16 protein-coding genes are annotated in these 19117 nt (G+C 46.9%); 12 read left to right on the top strand and 4 right to left on the bottom strand.

The features are described 5' to 3' along the window. Nucleotides 1–84: 84 nt before the first annotated feature. Entirely contained in the window at nucleotides 85–1920 is a 1836-nt protein-coding gene (locus RUMAL_RS13310) for a sialate O-acetylesterase (protein WP_013499222.1), read from the bottom strand. Between the two features lie 10 nt (nucleotides 1921–1930). Continuing rightward, nucleotides 1931–3880, bottom strand: a complete 1950-nt coding sequence (locus RUMAL_RS13305; RefSeq protein WP_013499221.1) for an alpha-glucuronidase — start codon at nucleotides 3878–3880, stop codon at nucleotides 1931–1933. 301 nt (nucleotides 3881–4181) lie between these two features. Here RUMAL_RS13305 and RUMAL_RS13300 point away from each other — a divergent pair, with 301 nt between their 5' ends. From RUMAL_RS13300 to RUMAL_RS21840, 8 genes are all read left to right on the top strand, one after another. Further along, nucleotides 4182–6464: a Tex family protein gene (locus tag RUMAL_RS13300; RefSeq protein ID WP_013499220.1), complete on the top strand. Its 2283-nt coding sequence runs from the start codon at nucleotides 4182–4184 to the stop codon at nucleotides 6462–6464. 195 nt (nucleotides 6465–6659) lie between these two features. Next, nucleotides 6660–7658: a hypothetical protein gene (locus tag RUMAL_RS13295; RefSeq protein WP_013499219.1), complete on the top strand. Its 999-nt coding sequence runs from the start codon at nucleotides 6660–6662 to the stop codon at nucleotides 7656–7658. Nucleotides 7659–7803: 145 nt separating this feature from the next. Beyond that, a complete protein-coding gene (locus RUMAL_RS13290) occupies nucleotides 7804–8424 on the top strand; it encodes a hypothetical protein (protein WP_013499218.1) in 621 nt (206 codons plus the stop codon). Between the two features lie 12 nt (nucleotides 8425–8436). After that, nucleotides 8437–9744, top strand: a complete 1308-nt coding sequence (locus RUMAL_RS13285; protein WP_013499217.1) for a glutamine synthetase family protein — start codon at nucleotides 8437–8439, stop codon at nucleotides 9742–9744. Between the two features lie 44 nt (nucleotides 9745–9788). Further along, nucleotides 9789–9959 (top strand): hypothetical protein, encoded by a 171-nt coding sequence (locus RUMAL_RS13280; RefSeq protein WP_154662802.1) that lies wholly within the window; start codon nucleotides 9789–9791, stop codon nucleotides 9957–9959. A 21-nt stretch (nucleotides 9960–9980) separates the two neighbouring features. Then, nucleotides 9981–10553: an ANTAR domain-containing response regulator gene (locus tag RUMAL_RS13275; RefSeq protein ID WP_013499215.1), complete on the top strand. Its 573-nt coding sequence runs from the start codon at nucleotides 9981–9983 to the stop codon at nucleotides 10551–10553. A 230-nt stretch (nucleotides 10554–10783) separates the two neighbouring features. Continuing rightward, a complete protein-coding gene (locus RUMAL_RS13270) occupies nucleotides 10784–11110 on the top strand; it encodes a hypothetical protein (protein WP_028504268.1) in 327 nt (108 codons plus the stop codon). Then, on the top strand, nucleotides 11107–11274 hold the full coding sequence (locus RUMAL_RS21840) for a hypothetical protein (protein WP_013499213.1): 168 nt from the start codon (nucleotides 11107–11109) through the stop codon (nucleotides 11272–11274). Before RUMAL_RS13270 ends, RUMAL_RS21840 begins: the two co-directional genes overlap by 4 nt. A gap of 40 nt (nucleotides 11275–11314) precedes the next feature. Here the strand turns inward: RUMAL_RS21840 and RUMAL_RS13265 are convergent, their stop codons facing one another. Beyond that, complete coding sequence (locus RUMAL_RS13265) at nucleotides 11315–12190, bottom strand: IS1595 family transposase (protein ID WP_013483548.1); 876 nt, start codon at nucleotides 12188–12190, stop codon at nucleotides 11315–11317. 121 nt (nucleotides 12191–12311) lie between these two features. On the opposite strand from RUMAL_RS13265, the gene RUMAL_RS13260 reads away from it, so the two are divergent. The 3 genes from RUMAL_RS13260 to RUMAL_RS13250 all read left to right on the top strand — a co-directional run bounded on the left by RUMAL_RS13260 (nucleotide 12312) and on the right by RUMAL_RS13250 (nucleotide 14627). After that, a complete protein-coding gene (locus tag RUMAL_RS13260) occupies nucleotides 12312–13019 on the top strand; it encodes a hypothetical protein (protein WP_013499212.1) in 708 nt (235 codons plus the stop codon). Nucleotides 13020–13174: 155 nt separating this feature from the next. Continuing rightward, nucleotides 13175–14038, top strand: coding sequence for a class II fructose-1,6-bisphosphate aldolase (gene fba, locus RUMAL_RS13255; protein WP_013499211.1), 864 nt, complete (start codon nucleotides 13175–13177; stop codon nucleotides 14036–14038). Between the two features lie 85 nt (nucleotides 14039–14123). Continuing rightward, nucleotides 14124–14627 (top strand): QueT transporter family protein, encoded by a 504-nt coding sequence (locus tag RUMAL_RS13250; protein WP_013499210.1) that lies wholly within the window; start codon nucleotides 14124–14126, stop codon nucleotides 14625–14627. Nucleotides 14628–14814: 187 nt separating this feature from the next. Here RUMAL_RS13250 and RUMAL_RS13245 read toward each other — a convergent pair whose 3' ends face one another. Then, nucleotides 14815–17439, bottom strand: coding sequence for a glycoside hydrolase family 48 protein (locus tag RUMAL_RS13245; protein WP_013499209.1), 2625 nt, complete (start codon nucleotides 17437–17439; stop codon nucleotides 14815–14817). Between the two features lie 714 nt (nucleotides 17440–18153). Here RUMAL_RS13245 and RUMAL_RS13240 point away from each other — a divergent pair. Next, nucleotides 18154–19113, top strand: coding sequence for an ABC transporter ATP-binding protein (locus tag RUMAL_RS13240; RefSeq protein WP_013499208.1), 960 nt, complete (start codon nucleotides 18154–18156; stop codon nucleotides 19111–19113). Nucleotides 19114–19117 lie beyond the last annotated feature (4 nt).

The following is a 19117-nucleotide window of genomic DNA, read 5'->3' as shown; positions in this document are numbered from 1 at the left end:
GAAGCTGACGCTTAGGAATCTCCCAAATAGATAACATAAACTTCCGTATGAGTATCCGCCTTGCGCTGACGGGATATTTTGCATTTATATAGCTGATTCAAAGGTGGGGACGAGTCTTCCGCTTACGCCTTCTGCTGCAGGGGAGTCTGCATCGGGCAGCCATGCATAGCGCACCTTATCTGCATTCTCGGCGGAGCAATCCAGCAGGAGACCGCCGCGGCTTTCTCTGACGTTTACTGGTGCCCAGCCGTCAGGGGTGTGTACCTCAAAATACCTGGTATTTTTATCTGTCAGGCGGACTTCCTCGCGGAATGCTACGAGGATACCTTCTGAGGTACGGCGGATATCAGTGGGATCAACGGGGCGGGGATCGCCTCTGCCATATATAAGGCGAAGCACGCAATCGCAGAGAGCATCGCCGACACTTTCTTTGTCTATGGGATGAAGATCGTTATTTTCGCCCATACCAAGTGTAACAGCCATAGTTGTATCGGGTATATTACAGCATTCGAGCTGTTTCTGGCGAATCTTTACCCAGCCCTCACCGCCGGGTGTCCAGTTTGGCAGCTGTACAGAAACGACGGGGATATTATAACCGCAGCGCTGTCTGTAATATTCAACAAAACGTCTGAAAAGACCGTCATAGATATCTGCGTTGCCGCAGTTGGTCTCGCCCTGATATACCAGCATACCCTTGAAAGGCAGCCTGTATGCAGGTGCTGTCATGTGGGCATATACAGCCAGTTCCTTTGAAGGCAGAAATTCTACTATGCCGCGGCGGGGAGCTTTTACGGCTATACTGTATGACCATTCGCCCTCAAGCCCTATGATCTGCTCGCCCAGCTTGACACAGAAGCGTTTGCCTTCGGTAAATCCGCCTGCTCCGCTGTTTATATCAAGGCGCACAGCTATACGGTTGACACCTGTCTTAAGTAAACCTTTTGGTATGCGGTAATACCTTGGGGGATAAAGATATGTAGTTTCGCCTACATTGACACCGTTAACATAGGTCATATCGGCATCCACCAGAGTACCGAGTATCAGTATGGCATCCGTGAGGTCAGATCCTTCGGGGATGTCGAACTCTTTCCAGAACCAGATACGTCCGCTGAAATCATTCACATCGGGCAGATCGTTTACCCATAAAGGCACTGTACATTTGCTGCATTCGGGATATCTGCCTGCGATTATATCCTTGCCGATCTTGTCACGGCTCTCAACGTATTCGTTCCATTCGCGCTCTGTCTTTTCACCCTCAGCCAGAGTATTTTCCATATATCCCTTGGCTGTGACCATATCTGTCACGGGATCAAGCTCATGGAATTCTCGGCATACCTCAGCAGGGATACGTCCCTCGATAGCTGAACCGCCTGCCGATGTATTCACAAGACCTATGGGTACGCCTGTTTCCTTGAACAGCTTTTTAGCGAAGTAATAGCCTGCTGCGCTTATATTAAGATCCTTGTCATCGCAGGCACGCACCCAGCTGCCGTCTGAAAAAGTAGTAGATTCCTTGCCTGCTTCAAAGCAAAGCTCAATGGGTACACGGAATTCACGTATAAGCTCCTCTTCGGGTACGGGTACATCTCCCTTGAAGGGATCATAGGTACGGTTCAGGGGCAGCTCCATGTTCGATTGCCCTGTTATATGGAATACGTCACCGAAAAGCACGTCGCTTATGACCTGCATCATGTTGCCGCAGCGTATCTTTATGGTATATGGCATACAGTCTGCCTTGCCTGCGGGCACAGCTATGCGCCATCTGCCGTCGGCTGCTATGCGGGAACGTCCGCATATCCTGTCATCGCGTTCAAGTGTCAGGGTCATTTCGCCCTCACCGCTGCCTGTAATAAAATTCTCAGCATCTCTTTGAAGGATCATTCCGTCGGAAAAGATGTTATCTGCCTTAAATTCGATCATATCAAATCTCCTAATATATTACTCGTCCCTGTTCGTCATCAATACCTGAAAGTCTGTGGAAGAAACAGTTTATAATATCGCGCCATTCTCTTGCGCATCTCAGCTGTTCGGCAAAACGTTCGCAGCCGTTTTGGTATATACTGTCATCTATCCTGCCTTCAAGACTTTTCCAAAGTTCAGCAAAATGTTCAGCTTTTGCGTATCCCTCAAAATGGGTGTCATATATATGCTGTATCACGGTCTTTCCGCTGTGAAGGATATGGGTATACGGAACACGGTGGAAGAACAGCAGCAGTTCATCGGGGCATTTGTCTGTATCTCCGTATATCTCAGCCCATGAAGGTGCGTACTGGAGGCTGTAGCCTGTTCCTTTGGCGCTCCTGTCCACTCCGACGGCATCTCTGTCGGCGCGGTTGTATGTACCCCATCTGTCAAATTCATATCCCCAGGGAGATGGTCCGTAGTGGTCATTAGGGTGACACATCCAGCCGATGCCCAGTGGTACGGTATAGTCCTCGTAAGCCTGTTTTGAATCCAGTAATATCTCCTTTACTGCTGATATTACCTTATCATCATCACCGAAGGTCAGTTCAGCCCATTCCTCGGCTATCTCGGTGCATGAAAGTTTTTCATCAAAGAGAAGTCTGCCGTAGCCGTAGAGGTTGGCAGCTGCAAGCTCACTGCCTGTCCAGCAGTAGCTGTCGCCTGTGTTTGCCACCGCAGCTACTCCGCAAACTATCCTGCTCACGCGGTCATCAGGCAGGTCGTGGCGGGTATGATGCTCCATTATCTCCCTGAACATCGGTATCAGCCAGCAAACGTGTTTCTGCTGACCTGTATACTCCTGTGCCAGCTGGAACTCTATTATAAGATTGGTATTGTTCATGGCACCGAAGAGAGGATGAACAGGTTCTCGTATCTGGAAATCCACAGGACCGTTCTTTGCCTGAAGATACACATTGTCATCAAACTGTCCGTCAAGCCCGATGAAGTTTTCGTAGCTTGCGCAGGCTCTGTCAGTATTCTTGTCGCGCCAGTCCTGAGTGCAGTTATAAACAAAGCAGCGCCATATAACTATGCCGCCGTAGGGCTTTACAGCCCTTGCCAGCATATTAGCACCGTCTGCGTGAGTCCTTCCGTAAGCCATAGGTCCCGGTTCGCCCTCTGAATCTGCTTTCACGAGAAAACCTCCGAGGTTCCCGACTTTTTCAAAAAGGTGTGCACAGGTGGACTCCCACCAGTTTACAACTTCTTTGTTGAGCGGGTCAGCGGTGTCCATTCCGCCTATGGTCTTTGGTGCTGCAAAATCAGGGCATATAAAAAGCTTTATGCCGTATTTCCCGAAAAGCTCACCAAGGTCGGCAAGACGGTCGGAAAACTCATCCGTCAGGAGGAGTTTAGCCCTTCTGCGGACGTTAACATTATTTATCACCACACCGTTTATACCTATGGAAGCCATAAGTCTTGCATACATCAGGGTGCGCTCATTTATTTCCAGATCACCGTTCACGAAGAAGAATGACTGGCCGGAATAGCCGCGCTCGATATCTCCGTCGGCTTCGTCCCAGTGGTTAAGCATACGCAGCGGCTGAGATGGCTTGCCGTGGGCAGTGAAACTGCAAAAGCCTCCTGCAAGTGCTGTTTGCCTGAGATAAGCGAAAACTCCGTAAAGAAGACCTGTTTCGCTGCCGCCGCAAATCTCTGTTATATCCATAGAAGCCGCTATATCGTATTCCTCGTGGGAAAGCTCCGGGTGGAGCGTGAGCAGTATCAGGTATGAATCGTCATCGAATACTTCAGACTTCCATATAACTATAGCATCAGGCACCATTGTTGTCATCGCGTTCTTTAATTCTTCAAAAGCGGCAGAGTCATACAGAGTGCGGTCACAGCTTATTATGACCCTGCGGCGCGAATCCGCGAGCTTTCTGTAATCGAGCCACAATTTGGAAAATCCCATACTATTAGACCTCCTTTTTTCGCTGTGCTTCGGTATGCATATCGGCAGACATGAAGCATGATAATAATTGCGGTATTATAATGTGTTCAGTTTTATTATATTTCAAACACAGCGTTCAATGCTATCCATTTATTGCGAACTTTCCGTCATAAATTGATAACATACTTATGACAAGTATTTCAGCCTGAGAGCGAGCAAAAGGCGCAGGCAGGGCGTTTTTTGTTACGACTTTACTTTTTGGACAAAATATGCTATAATTATAAAATGCCGCGAAAATATAAGCGGAGAAAGGAATGTAATTATGGATATAAACAAGGTCCTTGCACAGGAATTTAATTTAAGACAGGAACAGGTGGACAACACCGTTGCACTGCTTGATGATGACAAGACTATACCTTTTATTGCCCGTTACCGTAAGGAGGTAACAGGTTCGCTTGACGATCAGGTGATACGTGAACTTTATGACAGGCTGACCTATCTGCGCAATCTGGAAAAGCGCAAGGAAGAAGTTGTAAACGCTATAACCGAGCAGGAGAAGATGACCGACGAGATAGCTGCTGCTATCGAAAAGGCAGTAACTCTTGTTGAGGTGGAGGACATATACCGTCCCTACAAGCCCAAGAGAAAGACCCGTGCATCTATCGCAAGAGAGAAGGGTCTTGAACCACTGGCTGAGATCATACTGGCTCAGGCTGACTCTACCGATCCCACTGCCGAGGCTGCTGCTTTTGTAAGTGAAGAAAAGGGCGTTGCTGATGCAGCGGCTGCTGTACAGGGCGCTATGGATATAATCGCGGAAGATGTTTCAGACAATGCGGAACTGAGAAAGGCTTTGCGTGAGGCTTACAACAATTCGGGAAAGATAACCTCGTCCGCAGCATCGGAGGATGCTGATGCTGTATATCAGAACTATTTCGAGTACAGCGAGAATGTATCAAAGACAGCAGGACACCGTGTTCTCGCCCTTGACCGCGGCGAGAAAGAGGGCGCACTGAAAGTCAGCATAGATATACCCGAGGGTATGGGCGAAGAGATATGCCGCGGACAGTACGTGAAGAATGATTCCGCCTGCGGCAAACTGGTGGCTGCTGCCTGTGAGGACAGCTTCAGCAGACTTATCGCGCCCTCCGTTGAGCGTGAGATAAGGGCTGAACTTTCTGCAAATGCACAGGAGGGCGCTATCAAGGTGTTCTCGTCAAATCTGCGTCAGCTGCTCATGGCACCCCCTGTGAAGAATACTGTTACACTGGGTCTTGACCCGGGATATGCACACGGCTGCAAGGTGGCTACTGTTGATGAAACAGGCAAGGTGCTGGATACGGCTATCGTTTATCTGACACAGAGCGAGCGCCGCAAGGAAGAAGCGAGAAAAGTTCTGACCGATATGATAAAGAAGTACGGAGTTACAACTATCGCTATCGGTAACGGTACAGCATCCCGTGAAACAGAGGATTTCACAGCTGAGCTTATACGCGGTATAGACAGCAAAGTCAGCTACATGGTGGTATCCGAGGCAGGCGCTTCTGTATACTCGGCTTCAAAGCTGGCAGCTGAGGAATTCCCCGATTACGATGTATCGCTGAGGTCTGCGGTATCCATAGCAAGACGTTTGCAGGACCCTCTGGCAGAGCTTGTTAAGATAGACCCAAAGGCTGTCGGTGTTGGTCAGTATCAGCACGATATGCCCAAGGCACGCATGGACGATGCGCTGAAAGGTGTTGTTGAGGACTGCGTTAACTCCGTTGGTGTTGACGTTAATACAGCGTCCTACTCTCTGCTTTCGTATATAGCAGGTATAAATTCCGCTGTGGCTAAGAATATCGTACTCTACCGTGAGGAGAACGGCGCATTTACTGACAGAAAGCAGCTGCTGAAAGTCAAGAAGCTGGGCGCTAAGGCTTATGAGCAGTGTGCAGGCTTCCTGCGTGTGCCCGAGGCTAAGAATCCATTTGACAATACAGGCATACACCCCGAAAGCTACGCTGCTGCTAAGGCTCTGCTTGAAAAATGCGGTATAGCTGAGAGCGATGTGGGCAACACAGAAAAGCTTTCCGAAGCTATGAAGGGACGTGACCTTGCAGCACTTGCAAAGGAACTGGATACAGGTCTGCCTACCCTTACGGATATCGTAAAGGAACTTGAAAAGCCCGGACGTGACCCCCGTGATGAGCTGCCTCCTCCGCTGATGAGAAGCGGTGACGTTATGGAGCTGAAAGACCTTACTCCCGGTATGGAGCTCATGGGTACAGTAAGGAACGTTATCGACTTCGGTGCATTCGTGGATATCGGTGTGCATGAGGACGGTCTGGTGCATATATCCCAGCTGTGCGACAAGTTCATCAAGCATCCGCTTGAAGTGGTCAAGGTCGGTGATGTAGTAAAGGTATGGGTACTTGACGTTGATATGCAGCGCGGAAGAGTATCCCTTACCATGAAAGACCCCTCCAAGCCCGCAGCACCCAAGCCAGAGCGCAGACAGGGCGGCGGAAAGAAGAAAAAGCAGTCCGATAAAAGGGATAACAGAACTATCGAGTCCATAGGCTCGAACCTTGGCGGAATACAGGTCAGAAGAAGAAAAAGCTAAAGGATATTTATGAATCCTTTTGCGAAATCCCCTGCGAAAATCCGGGTATTTTGTTCAACATGACATAGTGTGAAAAAATTCCGATTTTTTTGTTAAAAACGGTTGATTTTTGCCGCCGTTTATGTTATCATATTTATATGCCCCGAAATGGGGAGCGTATGTAAGGAATCAAATACTGAGGGGAATGGTATATAAATGAAAACTAAAACTTGTCCGTACTGCGGTAAGGAGCTTTCGGGCGAGGCGGTGCTTTGTAAGTTCTGCCACAATCTGCTTATCGATGAGGACGGCAAAATGACTTCCGAGGGCGGAGTGGACGATGAAACAAAGGTGTTCAAAAAGCCTGACGATGATATGACTAAGCGTTTCGTGCTTCCTGAAAATGCCAGAAATGATGGCGGCAGCGGGAAGAATGGAAAAGCAGTGATCGCTGATTCGGACGCTGAGGATGTATTTCCTGACGATTTCGACGATTATGGTGATGACAGCTACGACGATGACAACTACGGCGATCGTTACAATGATGACAACTATGGCGATGACAGCGAGGAAGATGCTGCGAGAAAGCGTCTGTTCGTAATAACTGCGGTCATCACCATTGGTATACTGATAATCGTGATAGCTGCTATATTCGTAGGCATGAGGCTCTTCGGAAAAAAGGGCAGCAGCGACAATAATGCCCAGAACGGCGGAGCAAGACCTGCGGCTACCAGTGCGGCAGAGAAGCAGCCGCAGACCGATGTGGCAGAGGATGATGAAAACACCGAGCCTGAGGTCACAACTCCTGTCGATGATGTGGCTTCACAGCCTGTTGAGAGTGCGGCAGAAACAGAATCGGGCGCACAGCAGACAGAGAGCAGTGCGGCAGATACTTCATCACAGAGCGATACTGACAGCAGTGCTGTTAATTTTGCTGAACCCGGTAATGATTCTTCTTCGTCAGCTGCTGACGGTGACAGCAGTTCGTCACAGGCTTCTGACAGCAGCCAGGCTGAGGTAGATATATCGGATCTTGAAAACACAGTACGTGCAGCAGTTGCAGGTGAGATCAACGGCGATATCACAGGCAGCCAGTTCAGAACAGAGTTAGATGGCTATGCTTACTACTACTTCTTTACTGACAACGGTGCACACGGTTACAGTGTTGCTTACAATATGTCCACAGGCTCATATGTCTGCGAGCAGAACTACTAAATAAATAAACAAGCACAGGCAATGGCGCTACAGCGGCGGACAGCCTGTGCTTTTTTGCTGATATCCGGCACTTGAATTGAAAAGGAAAGTGTGGTATAATCTATTTGAATGCTGCAGTGAGAGCTGCATACATCAGGAGGAATATATGGTAGAAAATGGCACACTTATCGAGAAGATAGAAAAACATCCGAGGATATGGTTGGCAGCTGCTGCACTGCTGGCGATAATGTGTATCCTGGGTGGACTATCGGGGATAGTGATAAGACCCGATGTTACTGTCGGTGATATGGAAAATGCACCCTATTTCGGTCATGCGGAAGGGGAAGTATCTGAACATGACAGTGCGGAGGATATAGGCATAAGAAACAGCTTCTGCAGGTTCATACCTACGGGAAGTGAGTATTATTACAGGGTATGCACCGATGACGGAGCGTGGATATACGTGCGTGCGGGCAAGAATGATGAGTTCGCAGGCGGCAGGAAGATCGAGGGCAGAGTGAGAAAGTTCAGCGATGATGAGAGAGAGTATCTTCGTGACAAGTTCGCTCACAGTGATGAGTATTTTCTTGATATGACGTGGCTGCGTACCGATCTGCTGCTTATAGCCTCGGGAGTGCTGATCGTGCTTGATATAGTGCTCGCGGCTTTGATGATAAAAAACAAGATAGCTGCTGACAACCGTTTTAGGACACCGACAGAGATAGTGTTCTGTGCAGTGCCGTTCGTGACAGCAGCGATATGGATATATCTGAAGGCTTATATATAAGGAGGTCATAAAATGAGATATACCGAAAAGGAAGTACTTCAGTTTGTAGAAGAAAATGACGTAAAATTTATAAAGTTGATGTTCTGTGATATTTTTGGCGCTTTGAAGAGTATTTCTGTTCCTGCATCGGAACTGCCTAAGATATTCAATAAGGGTCTGCTGTTTGATGCTTCAAAGCTCAGCGGATTTATGAATTTTTCAAATACCGATCTGCTGCTGTTCCCTGATCCGGATACGCTTGCTCTGCTGCCGTGGAGACCTCAGCAGGGCAGGGTAGTAAGATTTTTCTGTACTATAAAATATGCAGACGGTACGGTCTTTGAAGGCGACGGCAGAACGTTCCTGAAAAATGCGGTGGAATATGCAAGAAGCAAGGGATATAATTTCCAGATAGGTACTTCCTGCGAATTCTACGTATTTGAGAAGAACGACAACGGACATATAACCAAGATACCCCACGATTATGCAGGCTACTGCGATATAGCACCTGCTGACAAGGGCGAGAACCTAAGGCGTGATATATGCCTGACACTAGAACAGATGGACATATATCCCGAAAGTTCGCGCCATGAGAGCGGCCCGGGACAGAACGAGATAGATTTCCAGTATTCAAACGCACTGAATGCGGCTGACAATCTTGTTACGTTCAAGAACGTTGTAAAATCTGTTGCGGACAGGAATGGCCTATATGCGACATTCATGCCGAAGCCGCTTTGCGACAGACCCGGCTCCGGTCTGCATATAATGCTTCTTTGCATGAAGGGACTTGAAAATATCTTCAAGCCAAGACTGGATGACCTGGGAAATGAAGCAAAGTCCATGATCGCGGGTATACTCAAAAGAGTAAGGGAGATAACTTTGTTCCTTGACTCCACTGCAAGCTCTTACAGCAGGCTCGGTACTTCAAGAGCACCCAAGTATATCACCTGGTCCCATGAGAACTTTGCACAGCTTATAAGGGTGCCGATGATAAATACCGATGAGAATGCTATGATACTTCGTTCGCCTGATAATACCTGCAATCCGTATTTTGCACTGGGTCTGGTGATATATGCGGCACTGGAGGGTGCGCTGAATGGTGAGGAACTCTGTTCGGCTACCGATCTTTCACCGGATAATATCGAGGAGCTTACTGAAAAACTTCCCGCAACACTGGATGAAGCAATTGAAGCAGCCAGAAACAGTGAATTCCTGGCAGAGAGGTTGCCTGAGAACCTTATTGCCCATGTCCTTAATGAAAAAGAACAGGAGGCAAAGGAGTATGCAGCCTGCGAGGACAAGGAAATGTTTGAGACCGTGAGATATTTCTATACACTGTAATGGTATCGAAAAAGGGAAAGCGAAAACTTGTATATGGTGACAAAGTGTTTTACTGGTACGTCAGGGTAACGGAGGGGCGACATCGTATACACGTTATCTCGGAGGATAAGAAGATAAGGATATGTTCGCCGTTTCGTGACACAGAGGAAAGTGTTACATCGGCGGCAGTGCGGGCGCTGATCGATAAGCATTATCCTGAGAAGGAGCCCGTATGATCGTAGAAAGGGGGAAGAATTTTGGACAGGATACTGATAGCTGCAGGGTCTGACAAGCACGTATCAGCGCTTGTGGGTCAGTTGAAAGAGATTTTTCCCGGGGTAAGATTCTCAAGTGCTTCAACGGGACGTGAGGCTCGGCGTGCTGTGTCGGAGCAGGATTTTGATATGATGGTGGTAAGCTGTCCGCTGCCCGACGAGAACGGGATAGATCTGGCGGAGTTCGTTTACTCATCATCTGATGCCATGTGTGTACTTCTGGTAAAGGGCGATATATCCGATGATGTGGCTGACAGGGTAGAGGATTTCGGTGCGATGGTAATATCCAAGCCCCTCAACCGTGAGATCTTCTACCGTGCGATGCGATTCACTGCGGCGGCAAGAAAGCGTATGCTTGGTATACGTTCGGAGAATATCAAATTGCAGAAGAAGCTGGAGGAGATACGCTCCGTAAACCGCGCAAAGCTGGCGCTGATGCAGTACCTCGGCTTTACTGAGCAGCAGGCGCACAGGTATATCGAGAAAGAGGCTATGGATATGCGCTGCACAAAGCTTGAGGTGGCACGAAAGGTCATCAAGATGTATGAGGTGTGATCTCAATTCATAATTTATAACATGGTTATCCCTTTAGCACACCATTACAAAGTGCTATATAACAATGAATCATCGTGTCGATGTTATCCTCCCCCCGCCTTCGGCGGGGGGAGGATAACCGCCGATTATTTCTAGTTCTGATATTACACCAAATTAATTGGTGTAATATCAGAATTTATAATTCTCAATTCATAATTATGAGCAGGGGTTTGAACGGAGATGAGTATGATATGAGCAATACATTCGGATTGACCCGTGAATTGGGGGATAAAGAATATTTCCGTTTAAGCAATGCTGCGTCTGATGAAATGATACACGCATTGGTGGCAGCAGGTTCTGCTCTGGCTGAGACCGAGCGTGAAAAGCAGCTGATAGTCTGGCTGGGAGTTCAGCATACAGATATATGCGGTATGGGCAATGTTGGTTTTGATATCGTTGAAATGCCCTGGACTAAGGACGGTTTTGAAAGCTTTGGTGGGACAGGCTCAGGTATACGCTTGATGAAGAGCTTGTTATACCGTGGCTGGAAAGCTTCGGGAAACTTGTTGAAAAGATGACGGCAGACCTTGTAAATGAGGAAGAACGCACCGAATGGCTGTCATGGTTCGGCAAGCTTAATAAAGAGAATATCATCAAGGAATACCCTGCCTGCGAAAAACATCATGGTATACTGCTCTCAATGTACGGGTGCAGATTTTGTATTGAAGAAAAGGAAGGATAATAAAAAATATGGTTATCCCTTTAACACACCACAAGTAAGATCACTGCACCAAAGCAGCCAAAAGCCTTAAATACGCACTGTTTCCCAGCTTACGACGGTTGAATTTGTAGCAGTATTCGGCAGCATATAACGCTGTGTGGATCTTTTCGTTTCCGTGGTAAGTTCCCATGATCATTGCTTTGAAGTTTGATATAACTTTATGCATCCAGTTCAGCTGACCGCTTGTCGGATCATATGTTTCAAAAACATGGAAGTATTTCTGTGCCAACGGTTTCTTGTAACTTCGAGCATTATCACTCTCGATCTTCGAGCCTGCGCGGATATTATCCCTGGCAAATCTACCAACAGTTATACCCTTTAAATTCGGCACATCGCTCATTTTAACGTACTCGGGATTTCCTGCTGCGTTCTTTGACAAAGCTACTATCATCTTGACTTTTTCAGTTCCTCTGCCACGCTTTTTACCGTGAGTCGGAGCACCGAGATACGTGTCATCAAGTTCAACGATCCCGTCAAGCAAATAGCGTTCTTCACGGCATTTCATAGCTTTTCTGATGCGATGAAGGATGTACCATGCAGTCTTGTAGGTCACCCCCAAAGACCTCATCAGCGTAACAGCAGAAACGCTGCATTTGTTGCTCATAATGAGGAATGCGGTGACTATCCACAGTCTGAGCGGAATATGTGTTCTGTGCATAAAAGTTCCGTTTGTGGCGGATATATCTGCTTTACAGAACTTGCATCGCAGCAGATGGCGTGACCTTATCCTGCGGTACTCAGAGCCACCGCAAAACGGGCAGGCAAAACCCTTTTCAAAGCGGATATCAAGCAGAAAATCCTTGCAAAAGCTTTCATCTGCGAACTTTGAGTATATCCCATCAAGTGTGATCTCAGGTTTCGGAAATCTTTTTGACATAGCGACAGCTCCCTTCGGTTTCTGTCACTATTATACTATATTTTCTGAGTTTTGAGGTCTGTTTATTTGGACAGCATTGTAAATTATCTGTGGTGTGTTAAAGGGATAACCATGATAAAAAATGGAGACAACGATAAAAAAGCCCGACAGGGCTAGAAAAAGACAGCTGATCGCAGATCTCATCATTATCGGATTGGTGAGTTTTGTGGTCTTGCTTTTTGCAGGCAAGATAAATGCATATTCATATGACCCCAGCATACCGCTGATGAAAAGGCTGTGTGTTACAGCGCTTTGCGGTCAGTTTGCAATAGCGGGGCTTGGCATAACGATAGTCTGTATCATAAGGCGTGAGAAGTTCACAAAATTCGGGCTGAACACCAAAAATCTCCTGCCTGCACTGCTGTTGAGTCTGGCTTGCTGTGTGCCCGACTTCATCTATCAGCTGGCAAGAGGGCACGTTCATCCATGGTTCCCGTTTTACGATATGTCCATGACACCGCAGCTTTTGGAAGAAAGCCTGCCTGTCAAAGTGAGTGGATTGTTGATAACAGCACTGTTCTGGGGATTTTTTGAAGGCTTTAACTATGTGGTGATACGCGACAAGATAAGCGAGCTTTCACCATCTAAATACAGATTCTGGGATGTTGGTGCATTTGTCTGTGCTGTAATGTGCATATTGGTCCACGGTGTGGTAGGTGTTACATCTGATGCTTTTCTTGAAATGGTGTGCACGCTGATACTGATTTACGGTATGCTGATAGTCAGAAAAGAAACAGGAAATGCCTGGGGCTGTGTGCTGATATTCTTTGTATACTGGAACGCTCTGTGATATCAGAACGGTATGATAGTCAGTTATGACTAACCGTGTTAAGAAAATGTAGACAGAATGTTAAATCAGGGAAATACACTTGAAATCCATGTTGATATGATGTATAATAGATATGGCAAAAAATCCATAAATAATTTTTTTGGAGGTAGTTTATAATGTTAGTTAATGCTAAAGAAATGCTTGATAAGGCTCGCGCAGGTAAGTACGCAGTAGGTCAGTTCAACATCAATAACCTTGAGTGGACAAAGGCTATCCTGCTGACTGCTCAGGAGCTGAATTCGCCTGTTATCCTCGGTGTATCCGAAGGCGCAGGTAAGTATATGTGCGGTTTCGAGACAGTAGCTGCTATGGTAGCTGCTATGGATAAGTCTCTGGGTATCACTGTTCCCGTTGCTCTCCACCTCGATCACGGTTCTTATGAGGGCTGCTACAAGTGCATCAAGGCAGGCTTCACTTCTATAATGTTCGACGGTTCTCATTTCCCTATCGACGAGAACGTTGCTAAGACTACTGAGCTTGTAAACGTTGCTCACGGTCTTGGCCTTTCAATCGAGGCTGAGGTAGGCGCTATCGGCGGTGAAGAGGACGGCGTTATCGGCAAGGGCGAGTGCGCAGATCCCGCAGAGTGCAAGCAGATCGCTGATCTGGGTGTTGACTTCCTGGCTGCAGGTATCGGTAACATCCACGGTGTATATCCTGACAACTGGGAGGGTCTGAGCTTTGAGACTCTCGAGGCTATCAACAAGACTGTTGGCGATATGCCTCTGGTACTCCACGGCGGTACAGGTATCCCTGATGATATGATCACCAAGGCTATCTCTCTCGGCGTTGCTAAGATCAATGTTAACACTGAGTGCCAGCTGGTATTTGCTGACGCTACAAGAGGCTACATTGAGGCTGGCAAGGACAAGCAGGGCAAGGGCTTCGATCCCAGAAAGCTGCTGGCTCCCGGCTTTGAGGCTATCAAGGCTAAGGTCAAGGAGAAGATGGAACTGTTCGGTTCTGTTGGCAAGGCTTAATTTCAAGTATATCATCGGTCAGCCTGCTGCTTGGATGCAGCAGGCGGCTTTTTTAAGTAAAAGTTTCTGAAACGGGGGGCTGACGGTGGAGCTTTTAAATTCCAGAAGGATAATGAACATCGGTGTTATGGCAGCGATTTACGCATTGCTGAACGTTGTGTGCGCTCCGTTGGCATTCGACCAGATACAGCTTAGATTTTCGGAGATGCTGATGCTTTTGTGCTTTTTCAATAAGGATTATATTTTCTCCCTTACGATCGGCTGTTTCATCACTAATCTGAATAGTCCGCTGGGATTTTCGGATGTTGGATTTGGTACTGCGGCTACACTGGCAGCGGCGCTGCTTATATATTTTTTCAGGGATAAGCTGAACCTGTTTGTTGTATCACTTTTTCCGGTAGTGATAAACGGATTTGTAGTCGGAGCAGAGCTGCACTTTATAAACAGACTTCCTTTCTGGCAAAGTGTTTTAACGGTATCTGTTGGAGAATTTATTTGCGTGAGTATGCTGGGTGTGGTAATTATATCAGCTCTCAGCAAGAAGAGGGGCTTTATGAAGGTCATAACTGCAGGAACTGAAAACGAGTGATGATAAGCGCTGCTTCCGTATATACAGAATAAACAGTGACCGGCATTCCGTGATATTCGGAATGCCGGTTTTTAAATGCTTTGTAAAGAATACATCGTGTTGAATATAACATAATAAAAAGGGTGTTTCTCATTTAAGAGAAACACCCTTTGTTGTAAGCTTATGTATTACTACTTGATCTTACGAATTACTTAACTGTAACAGTTATAGCATTCTTGATAGGATCAGTTGTATTCCACTGACCATTAACTCTTGCAGCAACAGCAACCTTGTAGGTCATGCCGGGAGTCAGGTTCTTAGGAGTTACATAGCTGTTGGTAGTGATGTTAGTTGTCTGAACTCTCCACTTACCAGCCAGGTATACAGCGATGCCGTACTTGTCAGCGCCCTCTACCTTGTCCCATACGAACTGGATCTGGTGATACTGAGTGCTGTAGTTAGCCTTAACGTTTGTAGGATAAGGAATAGGATTGCCCATATCAGGATACAGAGTAGCCATTACACCCATAGCCATCAGATCATCACCTGCGTGCCAGAATCTGTGGTAGTTGAGGTCAACATTACCAACGTTCTTGAACTTAGCAAGCTCTGCCTGACCTTCAGCGTCAGAAGCGGAGTACTTGCTTGTCCACTTAGCACCGTTAGCAACGTCCTTCTTATAAGCAGCTCTGAGCTTCTCAACAAGAGCTACAGTTTCATTAGAAGTCTGAGTACCTGCGCACTTGCCGGTGTACATAGTACGGATGGACTCGAATGTAGCACCATTCTTCAGAGCATCGCCGTTAGGCATTGTGCCGTTGTAGCTCTCAGGGATATATACGGTCTGGCTGAAGAAACGAGCCAAAGAACCATTGTGCTCGGTTCTGGACATACCGTAGTTGTCACGGCCCAGAGTCCAAGAACGATCGATAAGCTCCTTAGCCAGGAACAGTGAAGCCTTAGGCAGAGCAGAATCGTTAGCACTGTAAGTCTTAGAACCAGCCTTAGCATTGGAAGCGCCTTCGATATTGAAGTTGAATGAACCACCAACAGAAGCAGCAGTCAGACCTTTGATGTCGGTAGCCTTAACGCCCTTTGCCTTAGCGTAGTATGTCAGTGTGTTAGCCAGAGAAGAGATGCAGCCGAGGTCAGAATTGCCATAGCCGGTGATCTTGCAGCTCAGGCCGCTGTTGGAAGTAGCCTTGCCGTTCCAGCTGTCAGGCTTACCGTTCCAATCGAGGGTGGAAGGCATATAGAAGTCGCCGTCAGAAGTGAGGATGGTGTTGTTAACGAACCATGCGCACCACTTGTCAAGGATCTGCTCCAGAGCAGCTTCCATGGACATTCCGCCGGGTCTAACGCCGGTGTTATCGCCATTCTTCTTAACCCAGTAATACAGCTCAGCAAGTCTCTGTACTGCCCATACCTGGTTACCAGTCCAGTGGTTGGAACCGGGGTCAGCATATACAGGATGCTCAACGTACATCATACCATAGAAGGTAGGAACGCCGGAAGGATATGTCTCGTAACGACCCTTATAAGAGTTGGTAGCACCACCAGCGATAGGACCGTTAGAGGACTGCAGCCACAGATAGAATTCAAGCTGTCTTTCCAGAGACTTCTTGTAATCTGCCTTAGCACCGTCAGCCTTCATGCCGGAGGACAGATCTGTCAGCAGAGCATAAGCTGCCAGCGGGTTCTGATAGAACTCATGAGCGTGTGAGCAGCCGATCTGCCAGCACCAGTTCTGACCTGAACCCTTGAGAGCTCCGCCCCAAGAAGTATACCAGTTCATCAGGTAGTGCTTGGAGTTGTCACCTGCATTACCGTTGGACCAAGTAGTGTTGGTAGAGATCTCCTGATAGTACTTATCGTACATATTGTTACGGAGTTCGTCACCCATCTCAGCTGCCTTAGCGTTTATAGTGCTGTTGGAAACTTTCCACTGGATCGCATCATATACACCCTGGATTGCACGATCTTCAGCGTCAGGTGCGTTGGTGTAAGCCCACTGATTTGTAACAGTAGAGTCACGGTTGAAGATACCCTTCAGACCCTGCTGGCTGTTACCATACTTCTTCTCCTCAACGCAGGGGAAAGGAACTGTTTCCCAGCAGGACTCCTGCTCACCACGCTGGAAGGTGTTGATGAAGGTGAACTCACTGCCCTCACCGAAGCCATACCAGTTGTCAACGTCAGCCAGCCAGTGCATCAGATACAGACCGCCCTGGTTGTTCTTACCGCTATATACGCTTGTGAACTTGTTGAAGATGGGGTTCTCAGCAGTCTTGCTAGCCTCACCTGCCCAAGCGTTGGGGCACTGATCGGGAGTATCATACTCACCGCAGTACTGAGCGCTTACGCTGGAGGACTGCCAGAAGTTATCCTGTACATCAGGGATCATAACTTCCATTGTCTTCCATGCCTTCTGCAGATCGTTAGCAGAAGCGCCGGAGAACTTCTCGCCGGAATTCTTAACGATGTTGTCGTGCATTGCTGCTACCCATACCAGGTAGGACATAGCCTCGGAAGTAGTCTCGTGACCGTAGTCAGGAGCCTCGATGATCAGTTCCTCTCTTGAGTGATAAGGTACACCGAAAGAACCGGAACCACCATCATTGTTCTTAGACAGATAACCATTTGCCTGTCCGTTTGTGATGACATCATCATACATGGACATGAAGCGCTGTGCGTATGTCGAATCGCCATACTTGTTTGCTTTGGTCCTCTGGCTTGCTGCTGCTGCAGGAACTACAGTTGCTGCGATAACATTTGTTGTCATAGCTACTGTGAGGATACTAGCAACTCCAGCTTTGATTTTCTTGGAAAGCATTAAATATTCCCCTCTCGTTAAAGTAGACACGGCAGTAAACTGCCATTTGTTGTTGCAGGCGTTGCCTGCGCTTTCAACGTAACAGAGATATCGGCATCCGTAAGGCTTTCTGCTTCCTTATAAAAGACGAATACACCTGTGTATTTTATGAGTGCACAAAAGCCACACAAATATATCACTGTTTACACAAATTATTATACACTATTTTTTTTATTTTTCAAGCTTTTTGAATCACTTAATCGTTTGAAGACTATATTTTCAGCGGTTTGCCTACCTAAAATAAACGTTATTTGTCTATTTTATCTATTATCTTGATTTTTCAAGCATTTTCGGGTACTTAATCGTTTATAGAACAAATTTCAGCGCTTTGCCTACCTATGCTGTTTATTAATTAGCTACTATATCTAACAATTTTCAATGAATATGAAAATAAAGTTAATAACAAGTTTCAGAACCCTTACTTTTCTAATTATAAAAAACAATTGACAAAACGTTCAGAGAAACTGCACTCTTCATACTTTTTTTTGCCCTTACGGCTCCGGTTTATTTATTCTTACTAAGTATTATTGAAATGTGCATATTTTATACATTCCTAGTTCACTTTTATATAGGATAATACAAAATAACGTGTGTCCGTGTTGAAAGGTGTACAGCGGACATTACTGATCCGGACATATTGATCTACAATTATTATGAGATGAAAGGAGCCTTTCAATGGTTGAAGTTAAGAACCTGACAAAGCACTACGGTCACGTCACTGCTATAAATGATCTGAGCTTTGAGATCAGGGATAATGAGATCCTTGGATTTCTCGGACCAAACGGTGCGGGCAAATCCACTACAATGAATATCATCGCCGGCTATCTGCCATCCTCAGAGGGCACAGTGACCGTCTGCGGACATGATATAAAGGAGGATGCGAGAGCTGCCAAAAAGTGCATCGGCTATCTTCCCGAGATACCCCCGCTGTATCCCGATATGCGTCTTGAGGAGTATCTGCGCTACTGTGCAGGTATCAAGGGAATACGCGGAGGTAACGTCAAAAAGGAAGTCGAGAAGGTAATGAAGCGCCTGGAGCTTACTGATATGCGCCGTCGTCTGATAGCTAACCTTTCAAAAGGTTATAAACAGCGTGCGGGTCTTGCTCAGGCGATGATCGGTGATCCTAAACTGCTCATACTTGATGAGCCTACTGTAGGTCTTGACCCGACACAGGTAGCTGAGTTCAGAAATATCATTCGTGATCTCGGCAAGGATCACTCCGTTATTCTGTCATCACATATCCTCGGTGAGATCAGCGCTGTCTGCAACCGTGTAGTTATCATCAATAAGGGTGAACTATGTGCTGTGGATACCATTGAGAACCTTGAACGCAGGGCTACGGGCTCGCCGGTCCTCAATCTGACTATCGAAGGCGAACAGCTTGCAGCTGCTTTTGTTCTTGACGGCATCAGCGGTATAAGAGAGGTACAGGATGTTATAGAGATCGATAATAATACCTCTGTTTTCAAGATCATACTTGAGGATGAGAAGGCGCGACAGTCTATCATGTCTGCTCTGATCGAAAACGGTATAAACGTAGTTGAGATGTCTATAGACAAACCCGATCTCGAGAAGGTGTTCCTTGACCTCACACGCAAAAAGAGCAAACGTTCCAAGTCTGATAATAAGTAAAAGG

The organism is Ruminococcus albus 7 = DSM 20455, assembly GCF_000179635.2.
In the GTDB taxonomy this organism is placed as follows: domain Bacteria; phylum Bacillota; class Clostridia; order Oscillospirales; family Ruminococcaceae; genus Hominimerdicola; species Hominimerdicola alba.
The sequence above is the reverse complement of the archived record's forward strand: the minus strand, read 5'-3'. Positions and strand labels throughout refer to the sequence as shown.

What these genes read in the sequence shown, in the direction of transcription:
- RUMAL_RS13310 (WP_013499222.1), bottom strand. Translation starts at nt 1,920, where the DNA reads ATGATCGAATTTAAGGCAGATAACATCTTTTCCGACGGAATGATCCTT.
- RUMAL_RS13305 (WP_013499221.1), bottom strand. Translation starts at nt 3,880, where the DNA reads ATGGGATTTTCCAAATTGTGGCTCGATTACAGAAAGCTCGCGGATTCG.
- RUMAL_RS13300 (WP_013499220.1), top strand. Translation starts at nt 4,182, where the DNA reads ATGGATATAAACAAGGTCCTTGCACAGGAATTTAATTTAAGACAGGAA.
- RUMAL_RS13295 (WP_013499219.1), top strand. Translation starts at nt 6,660, where the DNA reads ATGAAAACTAAAACTTGTCCGTACTGCGGTAAGGAGCTTTCGGGCGAG.
- RUMAL_RS13290 (WP_013499218.1), top strand. Translation starts at nt 7,804, where the DNA reads ATGGTAGAAAATGGCACACTTATCGAGAAGATAGAAAAACATCCGAGG.
- RUMAL_RS13285 (WP_013499217.1), top strand. Translation starts at nt 8,437, where the DNA reads ATGAGATATACCGAAAAGGAAGTACTTCAGTTTGTAGAAGAAAATGAC.
- RUMAL_RS13270 (WP_028504268.1), top strand. Translation starts at nt 10,784, where the DNA reads ATGAGCAATACATTCGGATTGACCCGTGAATTGGGGGATAAAGAATAT.
- RUMAL_RS21840 (WP_013499213.1), top strand. Translation starts at nt 11,107, where the DNA reads ATGACGGCAGACCTTGTAAATGAGGAAGAACGCACCGAATGGCTGTCA.
- RUMAL_RS13265 (WP_013483548.1), bottom strand. Translation starts at nt 12,190, where the DNA reads ATGTCAAAAAGATTTCCGAAACCTGAGATCACACTTGATGGGATATAC.
- RUMAL_RS13260 (WP_013499212.1), top strand. Translation starts at nt 12,312, where the DNA reads ATGGAGACAACGATAAAAAAGCCCGACAGGGCTAGAAAAAGACAGCTG.
- fba (WP_013499211.1), top strand. Translation starts at nt 13,175, where the DNA reads ATGTTAGTTAATGCTAAAGAAATGCTTGATAAGGCTCGCGCAGGTAAG.
- RUMAL_RS13245 (WP_013499209.1), bottom strand. Translation starts at nt 17,439, where the DNA reads ATGCTTTCCAAGAAAATCAAAGCTGGAGTTGCTAGTATCCTCACAGTA.
- RUMAL_RS13240 (WP_013499208.1), top strand. Translation starts at nt 18,154, where the DNA reads ATGGTTGAAGTTAAGAACCTGACAAAGCACTACGGTCACGTCACTGCT.